Below are 17,198 nucleotides of genomic sequence, written 5' to 3'. Positions count from 1 at the left end.
AACTTAAATTATAGTAAAATGGGCTTAAATTTTGTATAAGGATTATGATGAAAGTTTTGTTTTCGCCAAGCGAGATGAAGTCGAAAATCGGCTCGGATAAAATTTTGGATTTGTCAAATTTCGAATTTTGCGATGAGAGTGGAGTGCGAGAAAACGCTGTCAAAGAGTATGCAAAATTTGTCGAAAATGCTAGTGAAGCGGAGTTGGCTAAGCTTTTTGGGCTAAAACAAATTGATGAGAGTTTGCGGGAGAGTATCTTTGAAAAAGGCTGTGTGAGCGCATTGGAGCGTTACACTGGCGTGGCGTATGAGGCGCTAGCTTACGCTAAGCTTGAAAATACTGCGCGCGAATTTTTGGGCGTTAATGTGATAATTTTTTCAAATCTTTTTGGACCGATTTTGGGGCGCGACCAGCTCCCTGAATACAAACTTAAACAAGGCGAGAAATTTTCTGGGCTTGATTTGCCTAAAATTTACAAGGCAAATTTCTCCCGCCAAATCGATGAAATTTTAGAGTGCGAAATAGAAAACGGCGAGTGCGTGGTGGATCTGCGCGCTGGGTTTTATGAGAAATTTTACGAGTTAAAAGTCCCGCATCTAAGCTTTAAATTTATCAAAAATGGCAAGGTGCTCAGCCACTATGCTAAGGCGTATCGCGGGAAAGTATTGCGCGAAATCGCACGAAATTTAGCCAAAACCGAGCGGGAAATTTTAAATTTAAATTTTAGTGGTGTAAAATTAGCCGAAATCAGAGAAATTTCACTCAAAAAAGAGATAGTTTTGGAAATTTGCGAAAACTAAGGGGAGAAAATGCTTTTTATAATACCATTTTTAGGGATTTTGGTAGGTTGTATTTCCGGGTTTTTCGGCATTGGCGGCGGCACAATCGTCGTGCCGATAATGATGGCGCTAGGATACGATATCAAAGAAGCCGTGGGGATTTCGATTTTGCAAATGCTTTTTAGCGCGATTTTTGGGTCATATCTAAACTACAAAGCAGGAAAACTCCGCCTTGATAGTGGCGTGATTGTGGGGCTTGGCGGACTTTGTGGCGCGTCGCTTTCTGGCTTCATTGTCGCAAATGTGGCTTCAATCGTCCTAGAAATCGGACTTTTGCTGACTTTGACAATCGCGTTTTGCAGGGTTTTGATGACAAATGTCGAAAACACTGCGCCCAAAGAACCAGCCAAAATTTTGCTTTTTGCCGTGGGCTTTGCAATCGGCGCAATCGCCATTAGCATGGGCGTTGGCGGGGCGATTTTTTTAACGCCGATTTTGGTTGGTTTCCTTGGCGTGGATATCAAAAAAGCCGTTTCTATGGGGCTATTTTTCGTGATTTTTAGCTCGTTTAGCGGATTTTTAAGCATGGCGTATAATGGCAATGTGCAGTATTTAGAGGGCATATTAATGGGGCTTGGCGGCCTTGTGGGCGTATATTTTGGCACGAAGATTTCGCACAAAGTGGCTAAAAGCACGCAGAAAAAATGCCTTTTGGTGATGTATGTGGTGATGTTTTTGTTAGCCCTTAAAAAGACGCTCGGGGTTGATTTTGGGATTTTGTAAAATTTCGGAATTTTAAAATTTGGCGAAATTTTGCTTTTAAGTGTCATTGCGAGGAAGCGCGAAGTGGCTTCCGAAGCAATCTACAAAGCTTAAATTAAAAGCAGAGTAAATGGCAAAATTCTGCGAAATTTAAAATTTCGCTGCCGCAAGCTCTAAATACTGTGCCCGAAATTTTGATTTTGCGTAAATTTTGCTTTCATATGTCATTTGTTTTTGGTGGGCAAGGATGCCCACCCTACGATGCTACTTTTTAAATCAATTCTTGGCATCGCCATCTCCTTTCAAATTTGGATTTTTATTGGAATTGTTATTTTTTAAAACTTGGTATTGATAGAATATATTGTTGTATTCATTGTAAATATTGTCTCTTTGTAAATATTGCAGAATTTTATTAGTATTTCTATATAAATTCCTATAATAAAATATATCTTCTAATGTCAAAATATCGTATGCTCCATTTTTAGTAAATTTTATTGGTATAAAAATAAAGTCAAGTTTTTCTTTATTTTCTTTTGAAGTGATAATTTTATTATATTTTTTGCAAAAACCTAATGGGTATTCTAATGCTACGCTATCTAAAAATAAAATTCTAAAATTTTCATTTCTCGGTATTATAATGTCAAAATCTCTATTTGCATGGGTGTTCTCATATTTTTTGCTTAAAAATACCTTGCCATAAAATAGATTATACATTTCTGATTGATAAAAAAAGTTAGTTATAAAATTTCCATTTTCATCTACAAGTGCTTTTTCATCTTGTGGATAAAAAAGCTTTTTGTTTTGTAAAATTTCATCGTTTTTTATTATTTCTTCGGCATTTTTTGTCGGCTCTCCATTTATGCAAATTCTTTCTCCCAAATTCATTAAATACTCTAAATTTAGTCTTTTATCAAATGTTTTAAATTCACATTTATCATCGTGCTTTTTGTCTCCATTGCAATTTCTATAAACCATATCTACATGCGAATCGTGTGTATCATTATAATAGAAAAAATCATATCTTTTTTTTAGAATCACGAATTTTAAAATTTTCAATACTATGCATTTTATCAAGGTAAATTTTAAGGCTTTTATTTATGATTTCAATTTCATCATTTGGATTGTCTAATTTAAATTCAATGAAATTTTGGCGAATTTTCCATTGATTATAATGTTTCTCAAAAAATCCTATAATAGGTAAAATAAAGATAATGATAACAACTGCTACGGATATAAAAAAATACTTAATAACTTTCTTTTTCACTTTTATTTCCTTTTATAAAAATTTCTTTGTAAATCCAAATTATGGTCGTATTTGATAATCATCAAATACGAAATTCTTAATCTGAAATTTACACATTTAAATCTAAGTATCGTAGGGTGGGCATCCTTGCCCACCAAATTTTATGTATTTGTTAAATTTTATCATTTTTAATCTTTTATTTAATCATTGTGGTGGGTAAAAATAGCTATTTTACGATACTTAAAATTTTGCAAAATTTTGCTTTTTTTAAATTTTGTGCAAAAATTTACTAAAACAAAATTTCGGCGCAGTATTTGAAATTTGCGATAGCGAAATTTAGCGCTAAATTTGCGCTAAATTTTTAAATTTTATTAAAACGCGACTTTATTTATCAATGCGATACCGCACAAAACAAGCACGATTGGCACATAGATAAATTTGCCGATATAATACCAGGCGTTTGAGTATGTTTTAGCCGAGCCCGTGTTGATTTCGTCCAAGAGCTCGTCCTTGCGCAAAATCCAAAACCACGAAATCGCGCCCAAAACCGCGCCGATTGGGATTATATAGATAGATACTAGATCCATCCACGGACCCCAGTTGTGTAGATGAACTTCATAAAATGTGGTCGCTGGGTTTGTGTCGCTTGGCGCGATTGTCTCCATATTTACGCCGATTCCGAAGCAGACCACACACAAAATCACCAAAACCAAAGCTCTATTTAAGCTTGGAAATTTATGCAAAAGCGACTCAGTTACGGCCTCGAACATATTTTGCAAAGATGAAATTCCGCCAAAAATCACCGCCGTAAATAAAATAATCGCAAAAATTCCGCCACCTGGCATGTCTTGCAAAATTTTTGGCAGTGTTACGAAAAGCAGTCCAGGGCCCGCTGTTTGGTCCTCGCCGTAAGCAAAAAGCGCAGGTATCATCACCAAGGCCGCCACAAAAGCGGCGATTGTGTCGAAAAATGCGGTTTTTTTCGCCGCATCGACGATATCTTCGTCTTTGTGCAAATACGCGCCATATACGAGCATTCCTGAGCCTGTGATAGAGAGCGAAAAGAGCGCTTGTCCCATGGCTGTGATCCAGACATTGGCATCGCTTAGTTTGCTCCAATCCGCGCTAAACATAAATTTATACCCAGCCCCAGCTCCGTCTAAAAGTGCCACGCGCACCGCTAAAATGGCAAAAAGCACGAAAAATAGTGGCATCATGATTTTGTTTGTGCGCTCGATACTTTTCGCGCCCAAAAATATGCTAAAAAGCGTGCCAGCAACGATGATGAAGTGAAATGGTACCACAGAATATGGCGTGAAGGCAAACGAGCCGAACCAAGTCGATGTATCCACGCTCATTAGTGAGCCGTTTAGTGCCTGAAATAGGGCTTTTAAGACATAAGCAATGATTACGGCATATCCGATAGCGATACACATCGACCCCGCTAGTGGGAGCCAGCCTAAAATTTTGCCAATGAAGCCTAAATTTCGTGATTTCCACGCAAGCTCGTAAGAGCCAAGAGTGCCAGTTTTTGCCCGTCTGCCGATAGCGTATTCGGCTGAGAGTGCGACATAGGCAAAAAGTGCGATGAAAAAAATGTAAATGAGTAAAAACGCGCCACCGCCGTTTGCGCCGAGTTTATACGGGAAGCCCCAGACATTGGCCATGCCCACAGCCGAGCCGACACAGGCTAAAATAAAAGCCCAACGAGATGAAAAAATTTTATTTTTGCTCATTATGGTTTCCTTTTTGCGAAAAAATTCAAGAATTATAGCAAATTTAAAATTTAATTAATTTAAATTTTGATTAAGATTTAAAATTCGGTTAGGCTAAAATTTAAGAGAGAAATTCGGGCGAAATTCGCCCGAGAATTACAAACGAGATTCGTATCTGCGAAGTGTGTAAAGTCTTTTAAGCATTTTTTTGCGAGCCGCAATTTTTTGTTTTTTGCGGATCTCAGTCATAGGCTCGAAATACTTTCTAGCACGGACTTCGGTAACGATAAGGTTACGATCTGTCTGTTTTTTGAAGCGTCTGTAAGCTTCATCAAATGATTCGTTCGGATGTACCTTAACTCCTGGCACGCTCCTCACCACCTTTCGAAAAAAAATTAAGCTGTGATTTTAGCCAAAATAAGCTTAAATTTGGCATTAAAATTTGTTTTTATAACTCCAAATTTCGCTTTTTTTCTCTGCGTCTTTTAGCGAAACCTCGAAAATACCGCTTTTATCGCCACTAAATTTGACGCTAGGAAGCAGGATAAAATCAGGCGAATAAATCGAATTTGCGTGCGAGGCGTTGGATTTTTTAAGCCCGTCGTTGCTAAATACTAGCTCATCGGTGCTAGGCGCGTCGATGACTACGACTTTGCCCGAGTGTATCAGACCCACTTTGAGTTTTTTTCTCAAAAAATCGGTGTTGAAATCGCATTTTTTTTCGCATGAAATTTCGCTAATTCCCACGATTGCGAAGCGGTTTTTTTGCTTTGAAATTTTTTTGGAAGCAAGGAGTTTTTTTGTGCTATCGCTTGCTAGTTTTTTAAGCGTAGCTTCTGAAATTTTAGCGCTTTTTAAATTTTGCTCGCTACTGCTACTTTGTGCGCTAGTTGGGGATTTTTTGGCGATACAGCCACCCAAAAACATAGCTATAAAAACAGCCAAAATCGCAAATTTCAAACCCTTCATAAATTCGTCCTACAAAATAAATTTTATCCGAAATTATACTAAGCCTTGGTTAAATTTAACTTTGTTTTTCAAACTACAAAATTCAATAAATTTTAACTATATCTTGCTATACTTTCGCGTTTCTTTTTTAGGGGGAATTAATGATAAAAATTATTAAAAGAGATGGTAGTTTTCAAGAATTCAAAGATTACAAAATAAAAGACGCTATCAAAAAAGCCTATGAGAGTGTAGGCGCGAATTTTGATGAAAAAGTCTTTGAAAATGTCCTAAAAACGATTGTTTTCAAAGATAGCCTAAGCGTCGAAGATGTCCAAGACATAATAGAAAAAAAGCTGTTTGAAAGCGGGAATTTCGATGTTTTAAAAAGCTTTATGATCTATCGCCACACGCACAAAATGCAAAGAGAGCATGTCTATGGGCTAGAAGAAGACACCACCTACATAAACTGCACCCAAACCGTCAATGAATATATCGGCAAATCAGATTGGCGAATTTTGGCTAACTCAAACACAAGCTATTCAAACGCAGGATTGATCAACAACACCGCTGGCAAGGTCATCGCAAACTACTGGTTAGATAAGGTGTATTCGCGCGAAGAAGGCGCTGCGCACAGAAACGGCGATTATCATATCCATGATTTAGATTGCCTCACCGCATACTGCGCTGGTTGGAGCCTAAGGGTATTGCTCGATGAGGGATTTAACGGCGTTAGGGGTCGTGTAGAGAGCAAGGCTCCGAAGCATTTTAGAGAGGCGCTTCATCAAATGGCGAATTTCTTAGGAATTTTGCAAAGCGAGTGGGCGGGAGCGCAGGCGTTTTCTAGCTTCGATACCTATCTTGCCCCTTATGTTTTTAAGGATAAATTAAGCGACAAAGAGATCAAAAAAGCAATCACAAGCTTCGTTTATAACCTAAATGTCCCAGCGCGCTGGGGTCAGAGCCCATTTACAAATGTTACGATTGATATGACCTGCCCAGAGGATTTAAAGGCGCAAATCCCTACCTCAAACCAACACCACCTTTTTGAGGGAATCGATGATGAGGAGCTGTTGCAAAGGGCAAAAGAGCGTGGCAAAAACTCGCTTATCGAGCTTACTTACGGCGATTTTGAGCCGGAGATGAGGCGCATTGTTATCGCATTTTACGAGGTTTTGACAGCGGGCGATAAATGCGGTCAGCCATTTACCTTCCCGATTCCTACCGTAAATATCACTCAGGATTTCGACTGGGACAGCGATGCGGCAAATGCGGTGTTTGAAAACACAGCCAAAATCGGATCAAGCTATTTTCAAAATTTCGTCGGAAGCCAGTATATCACGGACGAAAACGGCAACAAAGTCGAAAATCCAAAAGCCTATAAACCAGGCGCAGTTCGTTCGATGTGTTGCAGACTGCAACTAGATCTTAGAGAGCTTTTAAAGCGCGGTGGCGGGCTTTTTGGCAGTGCTGAGATGACTGGAAGTATCGGCGTGGTAACGATAAATTTAGCCCGCCTTGGATACCTTTACAAAGGCGATAAAGAGGCGCTTTACGCGAGGCTCGAAACGCTTTTGCAGTTAGCAAAAAGCACTTTGGAGAAAAAGCGTGTGTTTGTCAAGGAAATGTTCGAACGCGGGTTGTATCCATACACCAAGCGCTATTTGCCGGGCTTTAACAACCATTTTAGCACCATTGGCATTAACGGCGCAAACGAAATGATTAGAAATTTCACAGATGATAAAGAAGACATTACGACCAAATTTGGCCGTGAATTTGCGCTAGAATTGATTGAGTATTTACGCCATAAAATTCGCCTTTTCCAAGAAAACACAGGAAATCTATACAACCTCGAAGCAACGCCAGCGGAAGGCACCACATATCGCTTCGCCAAAGAGGATAAAAAACGCTACCCAGATATCATACAAGCGGGCTTTGGCGAAAATATCTACTACACAAACTCTACCCAAGTCCCAGCAAGTTTTAGCGACGATCCGTTCGCGGCGCTGGATATGCAAGACGAGCTACAAAGTAGCTACACAGGGGGCACGGTGCTTCATTTGTATATGAAGGAGCGAATTAGTTCAGCGTCAGCGTGCAAGAAATTTATCAAAAATGTCATTAGTAACTACAAACTCCCATACATTACGATTTCGCCTGTATTTAGCGTCTGCACGAAGCATGGATATATCGCAGGCGAGCACGAATACTGCCCGAAATGCGACGCTGAGTTAATGGCGGAGTATGAGAGCAAGGGTGCTTGAAATTTGAAATTTAAATAAGGAGCAAAAAATGGAATTCCCAAAAGAGTTAGAAAAAAAACGCACAAAATGTGTAGTTTATACCCGTGTAATGGGGTATTTGCGCCCTGTGGAGAGCTTCAATGTAGGCAAAAAGGGCGAACACAAAGAGAGAGTGTTTTTCGACGAAAATAAGGTAAAATTCGAAGAAAAATAAAATTTACTAAATTTAGCCAAATTTAGCGCGTTTAAATTTGGCTAAATTTTAAAATTCACAATTATGCAAAATCCTGAAATTTACCATATCACGCCATTTACGATGACAGATTTCCCTGAGCGGCTCTCGGCTATTGTGTGGTTTGCGGGGTGTAATATGCGATGCCGGTATTGCTACAACCCGAGCGTCGTGCGTGGCGAGGGCAAAATCAGCGAAGATGAGCTATTTGCGTTTTTGCGCTCGCGCATGGGCAAGCTCGAAGCAGTTGTTTTCAGCGGTGGCGAATGCACCTGCGCTAGGGGATTTATGCAAATTTTGCAAAAAACGAAAAATTTGGGTTTTGAGGTCAAAATCGACACAAACGGCTCAAATCCACAAATCATACAAAACGCCGTAAATTTGGGCTTAGTCGATTTCATCTCGCTTGATTTTAAGGCGCATGAGGCTAAATTTAGTTTTATCACAAAATCAAATTTCTACGAAAATTTCCTTCAAACTTTGAAATTTTTATTATCCACAAATTTCGCCTTCGAGGTGCGAACTACCGTGCATAGCGATCTTTTAAGCGAAAGCGATATTTCGCAAATGGCGCAAATTTTGTGCGAGCAGGGTTATAGGGGCGAGTATTTTTTGCAAAATTTCCTTGATACTGGCGAAAATTTGGGCGGTCTTGGCGCGCCAAAGCAAAATTTCGACCCTTCTAAGATAATCTCGCCTCTAAAAATCTCTCTTAGAAATTTCTAATTTGTATTTTGCTAGAATTGCGAGTTAAATTTCAAAAAAAGGCAAAATTATGGATAGAAAAAAAATCTACAACCCCTTTTCAGACGAAACTCTCACCAATCGCAAGGTCTTTAACGGCAATCCGCACGGAATACTAAATTTCACCAAGGCAAAATACCAATGGGCGCTCAAACTCTGGGACATTATGGAGGCAAATACTTGGTTTCCCAAAGAGGTCGATACGACTGATGATGTGAGGGATTATAACTTCAATCTCACAACCGCCGAAAAACGCATGTATGATTTGGTATGGAGCCAGCTAATTTCCATGGATAGCTTCCAGACAAACAATCTAGCCGATAATATCAATCCGTACATAACAGCCCCTGAAATCAACGCTGTGCTCGCTCGCCAAGCCTACGAAGAGGCAAATCACAGCAAAAGTTACGCGGTAATGGTCGAGGCGATTTGCGAAAATACCGATTTGATTTATGAAATGGAAAAACACGATGATGTTTTGCGCGAGAAAAACGCCTATATTTCGAGCGTATATGAGGAGCTAGCAGGCGAGGTTACAGACGATAAACTGCTTTTAGCAATGGTTGCGAATCAAATTTTAGAGGGGATTTATTTTTACAGTGGATTTACTTCGATTTATGCCTTGGCGCGCGCTGGTAAAATGCTTGGCTCAGCGCAGATGATTAGATTTATCCAAAGAGATGAAATCACACACCTACTACTTTTCCAAAACATGATAAACTCCGTGCGCAAAGAACGAGCTGACCTTTTCCACGAGAAAAATATCAGCAAAATTTACGAGATGTTTGAAACGGCTGGAAATTTGGAAATCAAATGGGGCAAATATATCACAGATAACCAAATCATGGGCTTTACAGACGATATCATCGAAGAATACATACACTACCTAGTCGATCAACGATTGCTTGCGATTGGTTTAGAGAAAAAATACGGCGCCTCTCACCCGATAAAATGGGTCGATGATTTCTCTAAATTTAACGATCAAAAGTCAAATTTCTTTGAAAGTAAGGTTACGAACTACTCAAAAGGAAGTTTGAGTTTCGACGATTTCTAGGGAGTTTGGCGGTTGAACCCAGCCTAGCTTTTTTGCGTTGCGAACTCGGGCAGACGACTTAGTCTAGCCCTTCGTCCGCCCCGCAAAAAATCGTCGGCATTCGTAGTTCATTTTAAAATAATGGAGAAAATTTTGGATAGTTTAGAAAAACTTCGTTGCGAAAAAATGGCGGAGGAAATCGCTGATAAAATCGCTATTTCGCCAGCGCTTTATGACGCATTAAAAAGCGTATCTCGTAGCGAGTTTGCCCCATTTAGCGCGCATGCGTTTAGCCTAAATGCGCAACCGATTTTGGCGTCTCAGTGGATTAGCTCTCCGCTAACTGTGGCTAGAATGAGTATGGCGCTCGACATTGATGAGAGCGTAGAAAATGTCCTAGAAATCGGCTGCGGGAGCGGGTATCAGTCTGCGATTTTGGCATATATGGTGCGTAGGGTTTTTGCCGTGGAGCGCGTGGAGAGGCTAGTGGGCGAGGCGAAAAAACACTTCGCAAATTTGGGTATTCGCAACATAAATCTCCGCCACGATGACGGTAATGTGGGCTGGCGCGAGTTTGCGCCTTATGATAGGATACTACTCTCAGCCTGCGCGTCCAAAATTAGCGACAGGCTCTTCGCTCAGCTTAAAATCGGCGGTATTTTGGTTGCTCCCATGAGTGAGGGCGGGGCGCAATATATCATTAAATTTCATAAAATTTCGCCTAGCGAGATAAGCCAAGAAAATTTGGGTGCGTGTGAATTTGTCCCGTTGATTTCGGGCATACAATAAGTTTTATTTATTATTTATTTAAATTTAGGTATCTTGCGAGGTTTTATTTATCTTAAAAGGAAAAGTCCATGCAAGATTTCACAAAAGAGCAAATTACCACGCTTGCTAGCGATTGGAAAAATCATAGCAAAAACCAGTATTGGGTCAAAAAACACCTAGCTATTTCAAAACATTTGCAAACTTTAAAGCACAATTTAAATAGTTTCGATGATTTTGAGAGCGATTTTTTGTCGAATTTATACATAAATTTCAGCGATGGAAATTTAAGAAGCGACAAAATTTTAAGCTTCGGCGAGAAATTCCCGCATGCTGAGTATTTTTTTATGGAGCAGTTTTTTGACGCGAATATCGGCGCGTTTTATTACGATTTTGTTTTCAAAGATCGTATCGCAGCCAAAAAAGATCTTTTCCCAAAAACAGCCGCGACTAGCGTAGAGAGCGTGCTTAGCGGTGAGGATAAAGATGTCGTTTCACTCTACATTTTCATAGAAAATATAATCAAAAATTTCAATATGGCGACGCAAGAACGCCTTCAACGAAACGAATTTAAGCAAAAAATCATAAATTTTTACGACACGATGTATAGGCTATTTATCAGCATTGACGCGAATTTAGCCAGCGAATTTTTTGATATTTGCTTGCATAATCAGCCTTTTGTCGTAATTGAGTTTTTAAAAGCGACGATGAAGGCGGACAATTTTTTCTTATTAGAGCATTATTTAGGCGACGAGGGTTCGCTGAATTTAGGCGTGGGCGCGGGCGCAGACTTGGAGCAGGCCAGCTCGGAAAAACTTTACTTGCTAGCTAGTATTTTCACGCAGGCTAACGATGAGCTTCCGACATTTTTATACACAAATGAAAGCGTGAATTTACTAAATTCGCTCTATGCCATGCAAATCGAGAATTTCTCCGATTTTTACGAGGCTAGCGCGAAATTTATGGGCGAGTTCGAACCATACCCTGCCCAAGCTCCATATAACGCCAAACCGGTCTATGCTTCGCTATTTTTCGAGTATTTGCAAAATTACAAAAGCGAGGAAGTCGCCAAAAATACGATATTTTTCGGCGCAATCGGCTCAGGAAAAACTAGAAAAATCCGCTCACTTATCAAGGATAAAAAGCTCGCCCCAAGCCATTTTTGCTACCTTAGCTTCCACGAGAGCTTCTCATATAGCGATTTTATCGATGGTTTCGTGGGTGATATGCTAGTAAATGGCGAATTTAAGGCGCTTTGTAAAAAGGCGCTAAAAGACCCAAAAGGCGAGTATTATTTGATAATTGATTCCATTGATAGCGGAAATTTCGATGAAATTTTTGGCGAGAGCATTGCGCTTTTGGAGCGCAGATACGACGAAAACGACCCGCTCTCTATCATCCGCACCAAAAACTCGCACTTCATCGACACCCTTGATGAGGCGGAAATGGAAAAATTCAGCGTGATCGTCAAAGACAATAAATCCTATTTCGCCGTGCCAAAAAACCTCTTTATCATCTGCGCAGCAAATGTCAATGACACCCAAATTTCCCCGTCCAGCGCGAAAGCATTTCGCTGGATCAAATGCGAGTGCGATTATGGCGTGCTCGAAGACTTTTTAAACGACAACCATGTCGCTAACGCCAAAGCCACAGTGGCTGTGTGCCACGCGCTAAACGATTTCATGGGCAAGGAAGCGCGCTTTGGCAACGAAATCGGACATGGTATTTTTATGGGGTTAGCAAGGTATGCTAGCAACGAGCAGATTACCCAAGAGGGCTTAAACGCCTTTTTTACCGAGGTTTTGGAGCCGATTTTTAAATGCGGTTATCAAAAAATCGATATTGGTATGGCAAAACAAATTTCATCTGCAAAAGATGTGTTTAAATTTTAAATTTACGGGGTAAAACCCGTAAATTTGAGTGTTTTTATAAAATTTAGTAGTTTAAATTTAAAGCAAAATTTTCAAAATAAATTTCACCCCAAAATACCTGCGCCGCGCAGTTTTTGCGAGCGAGAAGCAGCGTAAATTCGCTCGCCTTTTATCAAATCGTATTTCCAAATCGGCGCATTTGCCTTAAAATCCTCGACAAAATCGTTTATCAAAGCAAGAGCGAACTTGCGCTGTGGGCTTAGCACACCCGCGATATATGAGCTTTCATGCACGCTCACATCGCCTTTTGAGTGCGCGAAAAAGACCTGCGCGCCAGATTGTTGCGCCTTTGTTTGCCATGATTGAAACCACGAGCGCAAAATCGGCTCGTATATATCAAAACTAAGTCCGCTAATGCCGTCCTCATCGCGCACAATGCCGATAAAAGTAATCAGCGCACCGCAGTTTGCGCCCTTGTAATGCTCATACCATGAATTCGAAATCGCAGGGATATCAAGCGCACCATCGTGCAAAGAAAAATTGCCAGCAAACTCCATATTAGCCTCCACAAACCGGCGGCAAAAGGCTGATTTTATCGCCGTCTTTAAGCGCGGTATTTAGTTCATAGACCATTTTGTCATTTACCGCCACAGCGCAGCTAGATAGCCACTCTTTTAGCGAGCTATCTTTGCTTAAAATCTCTTTTACTTCGCTAAGTGTTTTGGCGTCAAATTTCATCGGCTCTTTGCCGATTGGACCTAAAAATTCCACTTCTACCATATCTTTCCTTTGATTTAAAATTCGGCGATTTTAGCCAAAATTTTATAAAATTTTATATAATTAAAAAATTTTACAAAAGGATTTTTATGAAAATTGATGAAATTCAAACCCCAGCGTATGTGTGCGAAAAATCGAAATTGCGGGCAAATTTAGCCCTTTTGCAAAGGGTCGGCGAGCGAAGTGGGGCAGTGGTTTTGTGTGCGTTAAAGGGTTTTGCGTTTAGCCTTGGTATGCCTTTGGTGCAAAAGTGCCTTTCCGGGGCTACTTGCAGTGGTCTGCACGAGGCTAAATTTGCTAGAAAGTATTTAGGTGAAAATGCGCAGGTTCATACTTATTCGCCCGCTTTTAAAGAGTGCGATATGGCTGAAATTTTATCCCTTAGCGATCATGTGGTTTTCAATAGCGCCTCCCAGTGGCGAAAATACCGCGCGCAGGCGATGAGTGCGGGCGTGCAATGCGGACTTCGCCTAAATCCACAAACTTCTTTTGCGCCCAAAGACGCTTACAATCCGTGCGGTAAATTTAGCCGTTTGGGTATGACACTGGACGCACTAAACCGCGCTATTAGCGAGGAGAGCGGGTTTTTAGAGGGGATTAGTGGATTTCATTTTCATGCACTTTGCGAGGAGGGTGCGGAGAATTTAGAGCGCGTTTTAGAGGCGTTTGAGGCGAAATTTAGCAAATATTTTGGTGTGATTAAATGGCTAAATTTCGGTGGCGGACACCATATCACGCGCGAGGGATACAATGTCGAATTGCTAATTAGCTTAATCAAAAAATTCCGTGAAAAATACGGCGTGGAGGTATTTTTAGAGCCGGGCGAGGCTGTGGGCTGGGAGTGCGGATACCTAGTCGCTAGCGTGCTTGATATCGTCGAAAACGACGCAAACATCGCTATTTTGGATACTTCGGCTGAGGCACACATGCCAGATACCGTGCTTATGCCATATCGCCCTGCGGTGCGTGGCGAGAGCAAAGAGGGTAAATTTGTCTATCGTTTCGGTGGAAATACCTGCCTAGCTGGCGATATTGTAGGCTTGGAAGCAGGTGAGCCAGAGTATAAATTTGATACCCCGCTTAAAATCGGCGATAGGGTGATATTTGAAGACCAAATCCACTACACGATAGTCAAAAACACGACCTTTAACGGCATAAAATTGCCAAATTTGGTAATGGTAGATGAGAGCGGAAATGTCGAGGATATGATAGAGTTTGGTTATGAGGAATTTAGGCGAAGAAACTAATAAAATTTTCTAAGCCATAATTTGGCTTAAAACGCTATAATCCCTAAATTTTTGTGTCAAGGAAATATATGAAGAAGTTCTTTTGTGTGCTTTGCGCCTGTTTGGGCGCGTATGCCGAGGACCGACCATATGCACAGGTTGTGCAAACTAGTGGGAATAATGTGTGGGGGAAAGCCCGACTAGAAAACATAAATTTATACGAAGATGGCCTAGCGCCGCTTTTTGTGCAACTTCAAAGTTCGGGATTTTTTGCGTGGTTAGCCTTGGGGGCTAGCCTTGCGGTGATATTCTCGTTTTTGGGACATTATTTGATTGTGGGGGCGAAACACTTCGACCACCACGCTGGCAAGCCAGTGCTTGCATTTACCCTTTTTGAGCGATGTTTTCATTTCGTCGCGGCTAGCTCGTGGGCGATTTTGGTGCCAACTGGTCTAATAATGATGTTTGGCGAGAGTTTTGGCGGGGGAAGCTTCGTGAGGTTTTGTAAAAACGCTCATGGAATCGCCACTATCGCATTTGCAATCGCTGTGATTCCGATGTTTGTTTTGTGGTTTTGGCGTATGCTGCCGCGCTTTTATGATATTAAATGGATGATTATCATGGGCGGATACCTTAGCAAAACCAAGCGCGCAATCCCTGCTGGTAAATTTAACGCTGGCCAAAAGGCGTGGTTTTGGATAGCGACTGTGGGCGGTATGGTGATGATAGCCACTGGTGCGTCAATGTATTTTTTGGATTACAGCGCGCCTGCGGTAAATAGCGCATTTGGTGGCGTGAGCCAAATCGAGGTTTTGCGCGCTAGCGCAATCGTGCATAACCTGCTTGGCGCAGTTTGCGCTGTGTTTTTGTGCGTGCATATCTATATGACCGTGTTTGCGATCAGCGGAGCGATCCACTCTATGATAGATGGACACAAACCAGAAGAGGAAGTTTATGTGCTCCACCACTACTGGTATCGCGAGCTTTTGGATAAAGGAAGCGTGGCGAAATCGCAGTTTGAGGAAAAATATCCTCGTTTATAAAATTTGAGCGAGGATATTTCCTCGCTAGCTTTGCGTGTCAAAGATATTTTTTTAAGGATTTAATTTGCAACTAGATTGTCGAAATTTATTGTGCCCTGAGCCACTTTTGCTTACCAAAAAAGCCCTAAATTCGCTAAAAATCGGCGAAAATTTGGAAATTTTGGTTAATGATATCGCACCCAAAGAAAACATAAAACGATTTTTGCAAAAAAACGGATTTGAGGCGCAAATCAGCGAAAATAGCGGTGAAGCCACGATTTCGCTTACCAAAACCGATGAGCTAAAAGATGAGAGTTTGGACGATATTTTTTGCGATATGCCAAATTTCGCTAAGCCAAAGGTAGTGTTTTTAAACGAAGAAAGTTGCGGTTCTGGCGCAGTCGGCAAGGCGCTTTTGGCTAAATTTTTGGGCGCGTTATTAAATTTAGAGCAAAAACCAGCCAAAATCATTTGCGTAAATAACGCCGTATTTATCACCACGAATCGCGCTCACCCAAGCTTTGAAGCGTTAAAAAATTTAAGCGAGGCGGGCGTGGAAATACTAAGCTGTGGAAGCTGTTTGGAAAGCTATAAATTAGTCGGCGACCTAGCTCTTGGCGAAATTTCAAACGCTTATGAGATTATGGAAATTTTATCAAAATACGAAGCTATAAAACTATGATTTATCGTGATTTTAACCTTACGAAATTTATCAGCGCAGCGGGTTGAGCAGCCAAGCTGGACCCGGCGGGTCTAACGAAAAATCTTGGAAGCTTAATCACGCCCGATGCAAATTTACTATCATCGATTGATAGCAACGAGGACGCAAGCGTCTTTCGCATAAGCGAGAGCTTGGCGCTCGTGCAGACGCTCGATTTTATCACGCCGATTGTCGATGATCCATACATTTTTGGCCAAATCGCCGCGGCAAATTCGCTCAGCGACATCTTCGCAATGGGCGCAAAAGTGATAAACGCTCTAAATATCGTTGGATTTGATGATTGCCATTTTGGTGATGAAATTTTGCAAGAAATTTTATCTGGCGGCAAGAGCAAAATCAGCGAGTGCGGTGGCGTGCTAGTGGGTGGGCACACGATAAAAACGAAAGAAATTTATTATGGATTAAGTGCTACTGGCGTGGTTGAGCCGGGGAAATTTTGGTCGAATAACACTGCGCGTGAAGGCGATTTGCTCGTGCTGACAAAGGCGATTGGCACTGGCGTAATCTCAACGGCGATAAAGGCGAAATTTTTAAAATTCGCTGAATTCCGCGACGCAATTGAGAGTATGATTAGGCTAAATTCATACGCTGTTGGTGCGCTTAGTGGGTTAGAAATACACGCTGCGACCGATATCACGGGCTTTGGGCTTTTGGGACACGCGCTAGAAATGATAAATGAAAATATCAGTTTTGAAATTTTTGTGCGTGAAATTCCGCTTTTTGCAAGCGTGCAAAAGTGCCTAGATGAGGGGCTGATCCCTGGCGGAAGTTATAGAAATTTGAAATTTATCGCTCCGTTTTGCGATAAAGAAGCGCAAGTGATTTTAGCCGATGCGCAAACTAGTGGCGGGCTTTTGCTCGCTATAAGTGAAAAAGATGTCGCCGTGGCGGTGCGAAATTTAAAAAATGCAGGATATGAAAGTGCCACTATCGTGGGTCGCATCGTAAAACGGGCAGAAAATAAAATTTTGCTTAAAGATTAAATTTTAAAATTTCAAAAATTTTTTCTAGTTTTAATCTATTTTTAAGCAACCCTTGAATATAATCCACTTTCCGTTTTTGAAATCTAACTTCTGTTATTTTCCAATGCGTGTTATTTTATTTATTATTGTCAAAAACT

Annotated in this window: 19 protein-coding genes; 12 read left to right on the top strand and 7 right to left on the bottom strand. The window is 41.0% G+C overall.

Features of this window, described 5'->3' with window-relative positions:
* Nucleotides 1-47: 47 nt before the first annotated feature.
* Together OFO01_RS00095 and OFO01_RS00090 are read left to right on the top strand one after the other, a co-directional pair.
* Nucleotides 48-800 carry a YaaA family protein gene (locus tag OFO01_RS00095; protein WP_270858147.1) on the top strand — a complete coding sequence of 251 codons (753 nt, stop codon included), beginning with the start codon at nucleotides 48-50 and terminating at the stop codon, nucleotides 798-800.
* Nucleotides 801-809: 9 nt separating this feature from the next.
* On the top strand, nucleotides 810-1,562 hold the full coding sequence (locus OFO01_RS00090; protein WP_270858146.1) for a sulfite exporter TauE/SafE family protein: 753 nt from the start codon (nucleotides 810-812) through the stop codon (nucleotides 1,560-1,562).
* 255 nt (nucleotides 1,563-1,817) lie between these two features.
* Here the strand turns inward: OFO01_RS00090 and OFO01_RS00085 are convergent, their stop codons facing one another.
* From OFO01_RS00085 to OFO01_RS00065, 5 genes are all read right to left on the bottom strand, one after another.
* Nucleotides 1,818-2,516: a hypothetical protein gene (locus OFO01_RS00085; protein ID WP_270858145.1), complete on the bottom strand. Its 699-nt coding sequence runs from the start codon at nucleotides 2,514-2,516 to the stop codon at nucleotides 1,818-1,820.
* 40 nt (nucleotides 2,517-2,556) lie between these two features.
* Nucleotides 2,557-2,805 carry a hypothetical protein gene (locus OFO01_RS00080; protein ID WP_270858144.1) on the bottom strand — a complete coding sequence of 83 codons (249 nt, stop codon included), beginning with the start codon at nucleotides 2,803-2,805 and terminating at the stop codon, nucleotides 2,557-2,559.
* 350 nt (nucleotides 2,806-3,155) lie between these two features.
* Nucleotides 3,156-4,520, bottom strand: a complete 1,365-nt coding sequence (locus tag OFO01_RS00075; RefSeq protein ID WP_270858143.1) for a sodium-dependent transporter — start codon at nucleotides 4,518-4,520, stop codon at nucleotides 3,156-3,158.
* 135 nt (nucleotides 4,521-4,655) lie between these two features.
* Nucleotides 4,656-4,868 carry a 30S ribosomal protein S21 gene (gene rpsU, locus OFO01_RS00070; RefSeq protein WP_270858142.1) on the bottom strand — a complete coding sequence of 71 codons (213 nt, stop codon included), beginning with the start codon at nucleotides 4,866-4,868 and terminating at the stop codon, nucleotides 4,656-4,658.
* A gap of 66 nt (nucleotides 4,869-4,934) precedes the next feature.
* A complete protein-coding gene (locus OFO01_RS00065; RefSeq protein ID WP_270858141.1) occupies nucleotides 4,935-5,468 on the bottom strand; it encodes a hypothetical protein in 534 nt (177 codons plus the stop codon).
* Between the two features lie 140 nt (nucleotides 5,469-5,608).
* Here OFO01_RS00065 and OFO01_RS00060 point away from each other — a divergent pair, with 140 nt between their 5' ends.
* The 6 genes from OFO01_RS00060 (at nucleotide 5,609) to OFO01_RS00035 (ending at nucleotide 12,353) form a co-directional block, all read left to right on the top strand.
* The gene (locus OFO01_RS00060; RefSeq protein WP_270858140.1) at nucleotides 5,609-7,708 is read left to right on the top strand and encodes a ribonucleoside triphosphate reductase; all 2,100 of its coding nucleotides are present in this window, start codon (nucleotides 5,609-5,611) and stop codon (nucleotides 7,706-7,708) included.
* Nucleotides 7,709-7,736: 28 nt separating this feature from the next.
* Nucleotides 7,737-7,901, top strand: coding sequence for an anaerobic ribonucleoside-triphosphate reductase (nrdD, locus tag OFO01_RS00055; protein ID WP_270858139.1), 165 nt, complete (start codon nucleotides 7,737-7,739; stop codon nucleotides 7,899-7,901).
* Nucleotides 7,902-7,964: 63 nt separating this feature from the next.
* Nucleotides 7,965-8,645 (top strand): anaerobic ribonucleoside-triphosphate reductase activating protein, encoded by a 681-nt coding sequence (locus OFO01_RS00050; RefSeq protein ID WP_270858138.1) that lies wholly within the window; start codon nucleotides 7,965-7,967, stop codon nucleotides 8,643-8,645.
* A gap of 49 nt (nucleotides 8,646-8,694) precedes the next feature.
* A complete protein-coding gene (locus OFO01_RS00045; protein WP_270858137.1) occupies nucleotides 8,695-9,717 on the top strand; it encodes a ribonucleotide-diphosphate reductase subunit beta in 1,023 nt (340 codons plus the stop codon).
* A gap of 132 nt (nucleotides 9,718-9,849) precedes the next feature.
* Nucleotides 9,850-10,485, top strand: a complete 636-nt coding sequence (locus OFO01_RS00040; RefSeq protein WP_270858136.1) for a protein-L-isoaspartate(D-aspartate) O-methyltransferase — start codon at nucleotides 9,850-9,852, stop codon at nucleotides 10,483-10,485.
* A gap of 68 nt (nucleotides 10,486-10,553) precedes the next feature.
* Nucleotides 10,554-12,353, top strand: coding sequence for a hypothetical protein (locus tag OFO01_RS00035; protein WP_270858135.1), 1,800 nt, complete (start codon nucleotides 10,554-10,556; stop codon nucleotides 12,351-12,353).
* An 83-nt stretch (nucleotides 12,354-12,436) separates the two neighbouring features.
* On the opposite strand, the gene OFO01_RS00030 is transcribed toward OFO01_RS00035, so the two are convergent.
* Nucleotides 12,437-12,889 carry a molybdopterin synthase catalytic subunit gene (locus tag OFO01_RS00030; protein WP_270858134.1) on the bottom strand — a complete coding sequence of 151 codons (453 nt, stop codon included), beginning with the start codon at nucleotides 12,887-12,889 and terminating at the stop codon, nucleotides 12,437-12,439.
* 1 nt (nucleotide 12,890) lies between these two features.
* Complete coding sequence (locus OFO01_RS00025; RefSeq protein ID WP_270858133.1) at nucleotides 12,891-13,112, bottom strand: MoaD/ThiS family protein; 222 nt, start codon at nucleotides 13,110-13,112, stop codon at nucleotides 12,891-12,893.
* An 86-nt stretch (nucleotides 13,113-13,198) separates the two neighbouring features.
* Between OFO01_RS00025 and nspC the strand changes: the two genes are divergently transcribed.
* The 4 genes from nspC (at nucleotide 13,199) to selD (ending at nucleotide 17,061) form a co-directional block, all read left to right on the top strand.
* Nucleotides 13,199-14,356, top strand: coding sequence for a carboxynorspermidine decarboxylase (gene nspC / locus OFO01_RS00020; protein WP_270858132.1), 1,158 nt, complete (start codon nucleotides 13,199-13,201; stop codon nucleotides 14,354-14,356).
* Between the two features lie 68 nt (nucleotides 14,357-14,424).
* Nucleotides 14,425-15,378, top strand: coding sequence for a formate dehydrogenase subunit gamma (locus OFO01_RS00015; RefSeq protein WP_270858131.1), 954 nt, complete (start codon nucleotides 14,425-14,427; stop codon nucleotides 15,376-15,378).
* Nucleotides 15,379-15,442: 64 nt separating this feature from the next.
* The gene (yedF, locus tag OFO01_RS00010) at nucleotides 15,443-16,039 is read left to right on the top strand and encodes a sulfurtransferase-like selenium metabolism protein YedF (protein WP_270858130.1); all 597 of its coding nucleotides are present in this window, start codon (nucleotides 15,443-15,445) and stop codon (nucleotides 16,037-16,039) included.
* Nucleotides 16,036-17,061: a selenide, water dikinase SelD gene (gene selD / locus OFO01_RS00005; protein ID WP_270858129.1), complete on the top strand. Its 1,026-nt coding sequence runs from the start codon at nucleotides 16,036-16,038 to the stop codon at nucleotides 17,059-17,061. Before yedF ends, selD begins: the two co-directional genes overlap by 4 nt.
* Nucleotides 17,062-17,198 lie beyond the last annotated feature (137 nt).

Origin of the sequence: Campylobacter sp. JMF_01 NE2, assembly GCF_027737365.1 — a bacterium.
GTDB lineage: Bacteria > Campylobacterota > Campylobacteria > Campylobacterales > Campylobacteraceae > Campylobacter_B.
This window is presented reverse-complemented; position numbering and strand designations above follow the sequence as displayed.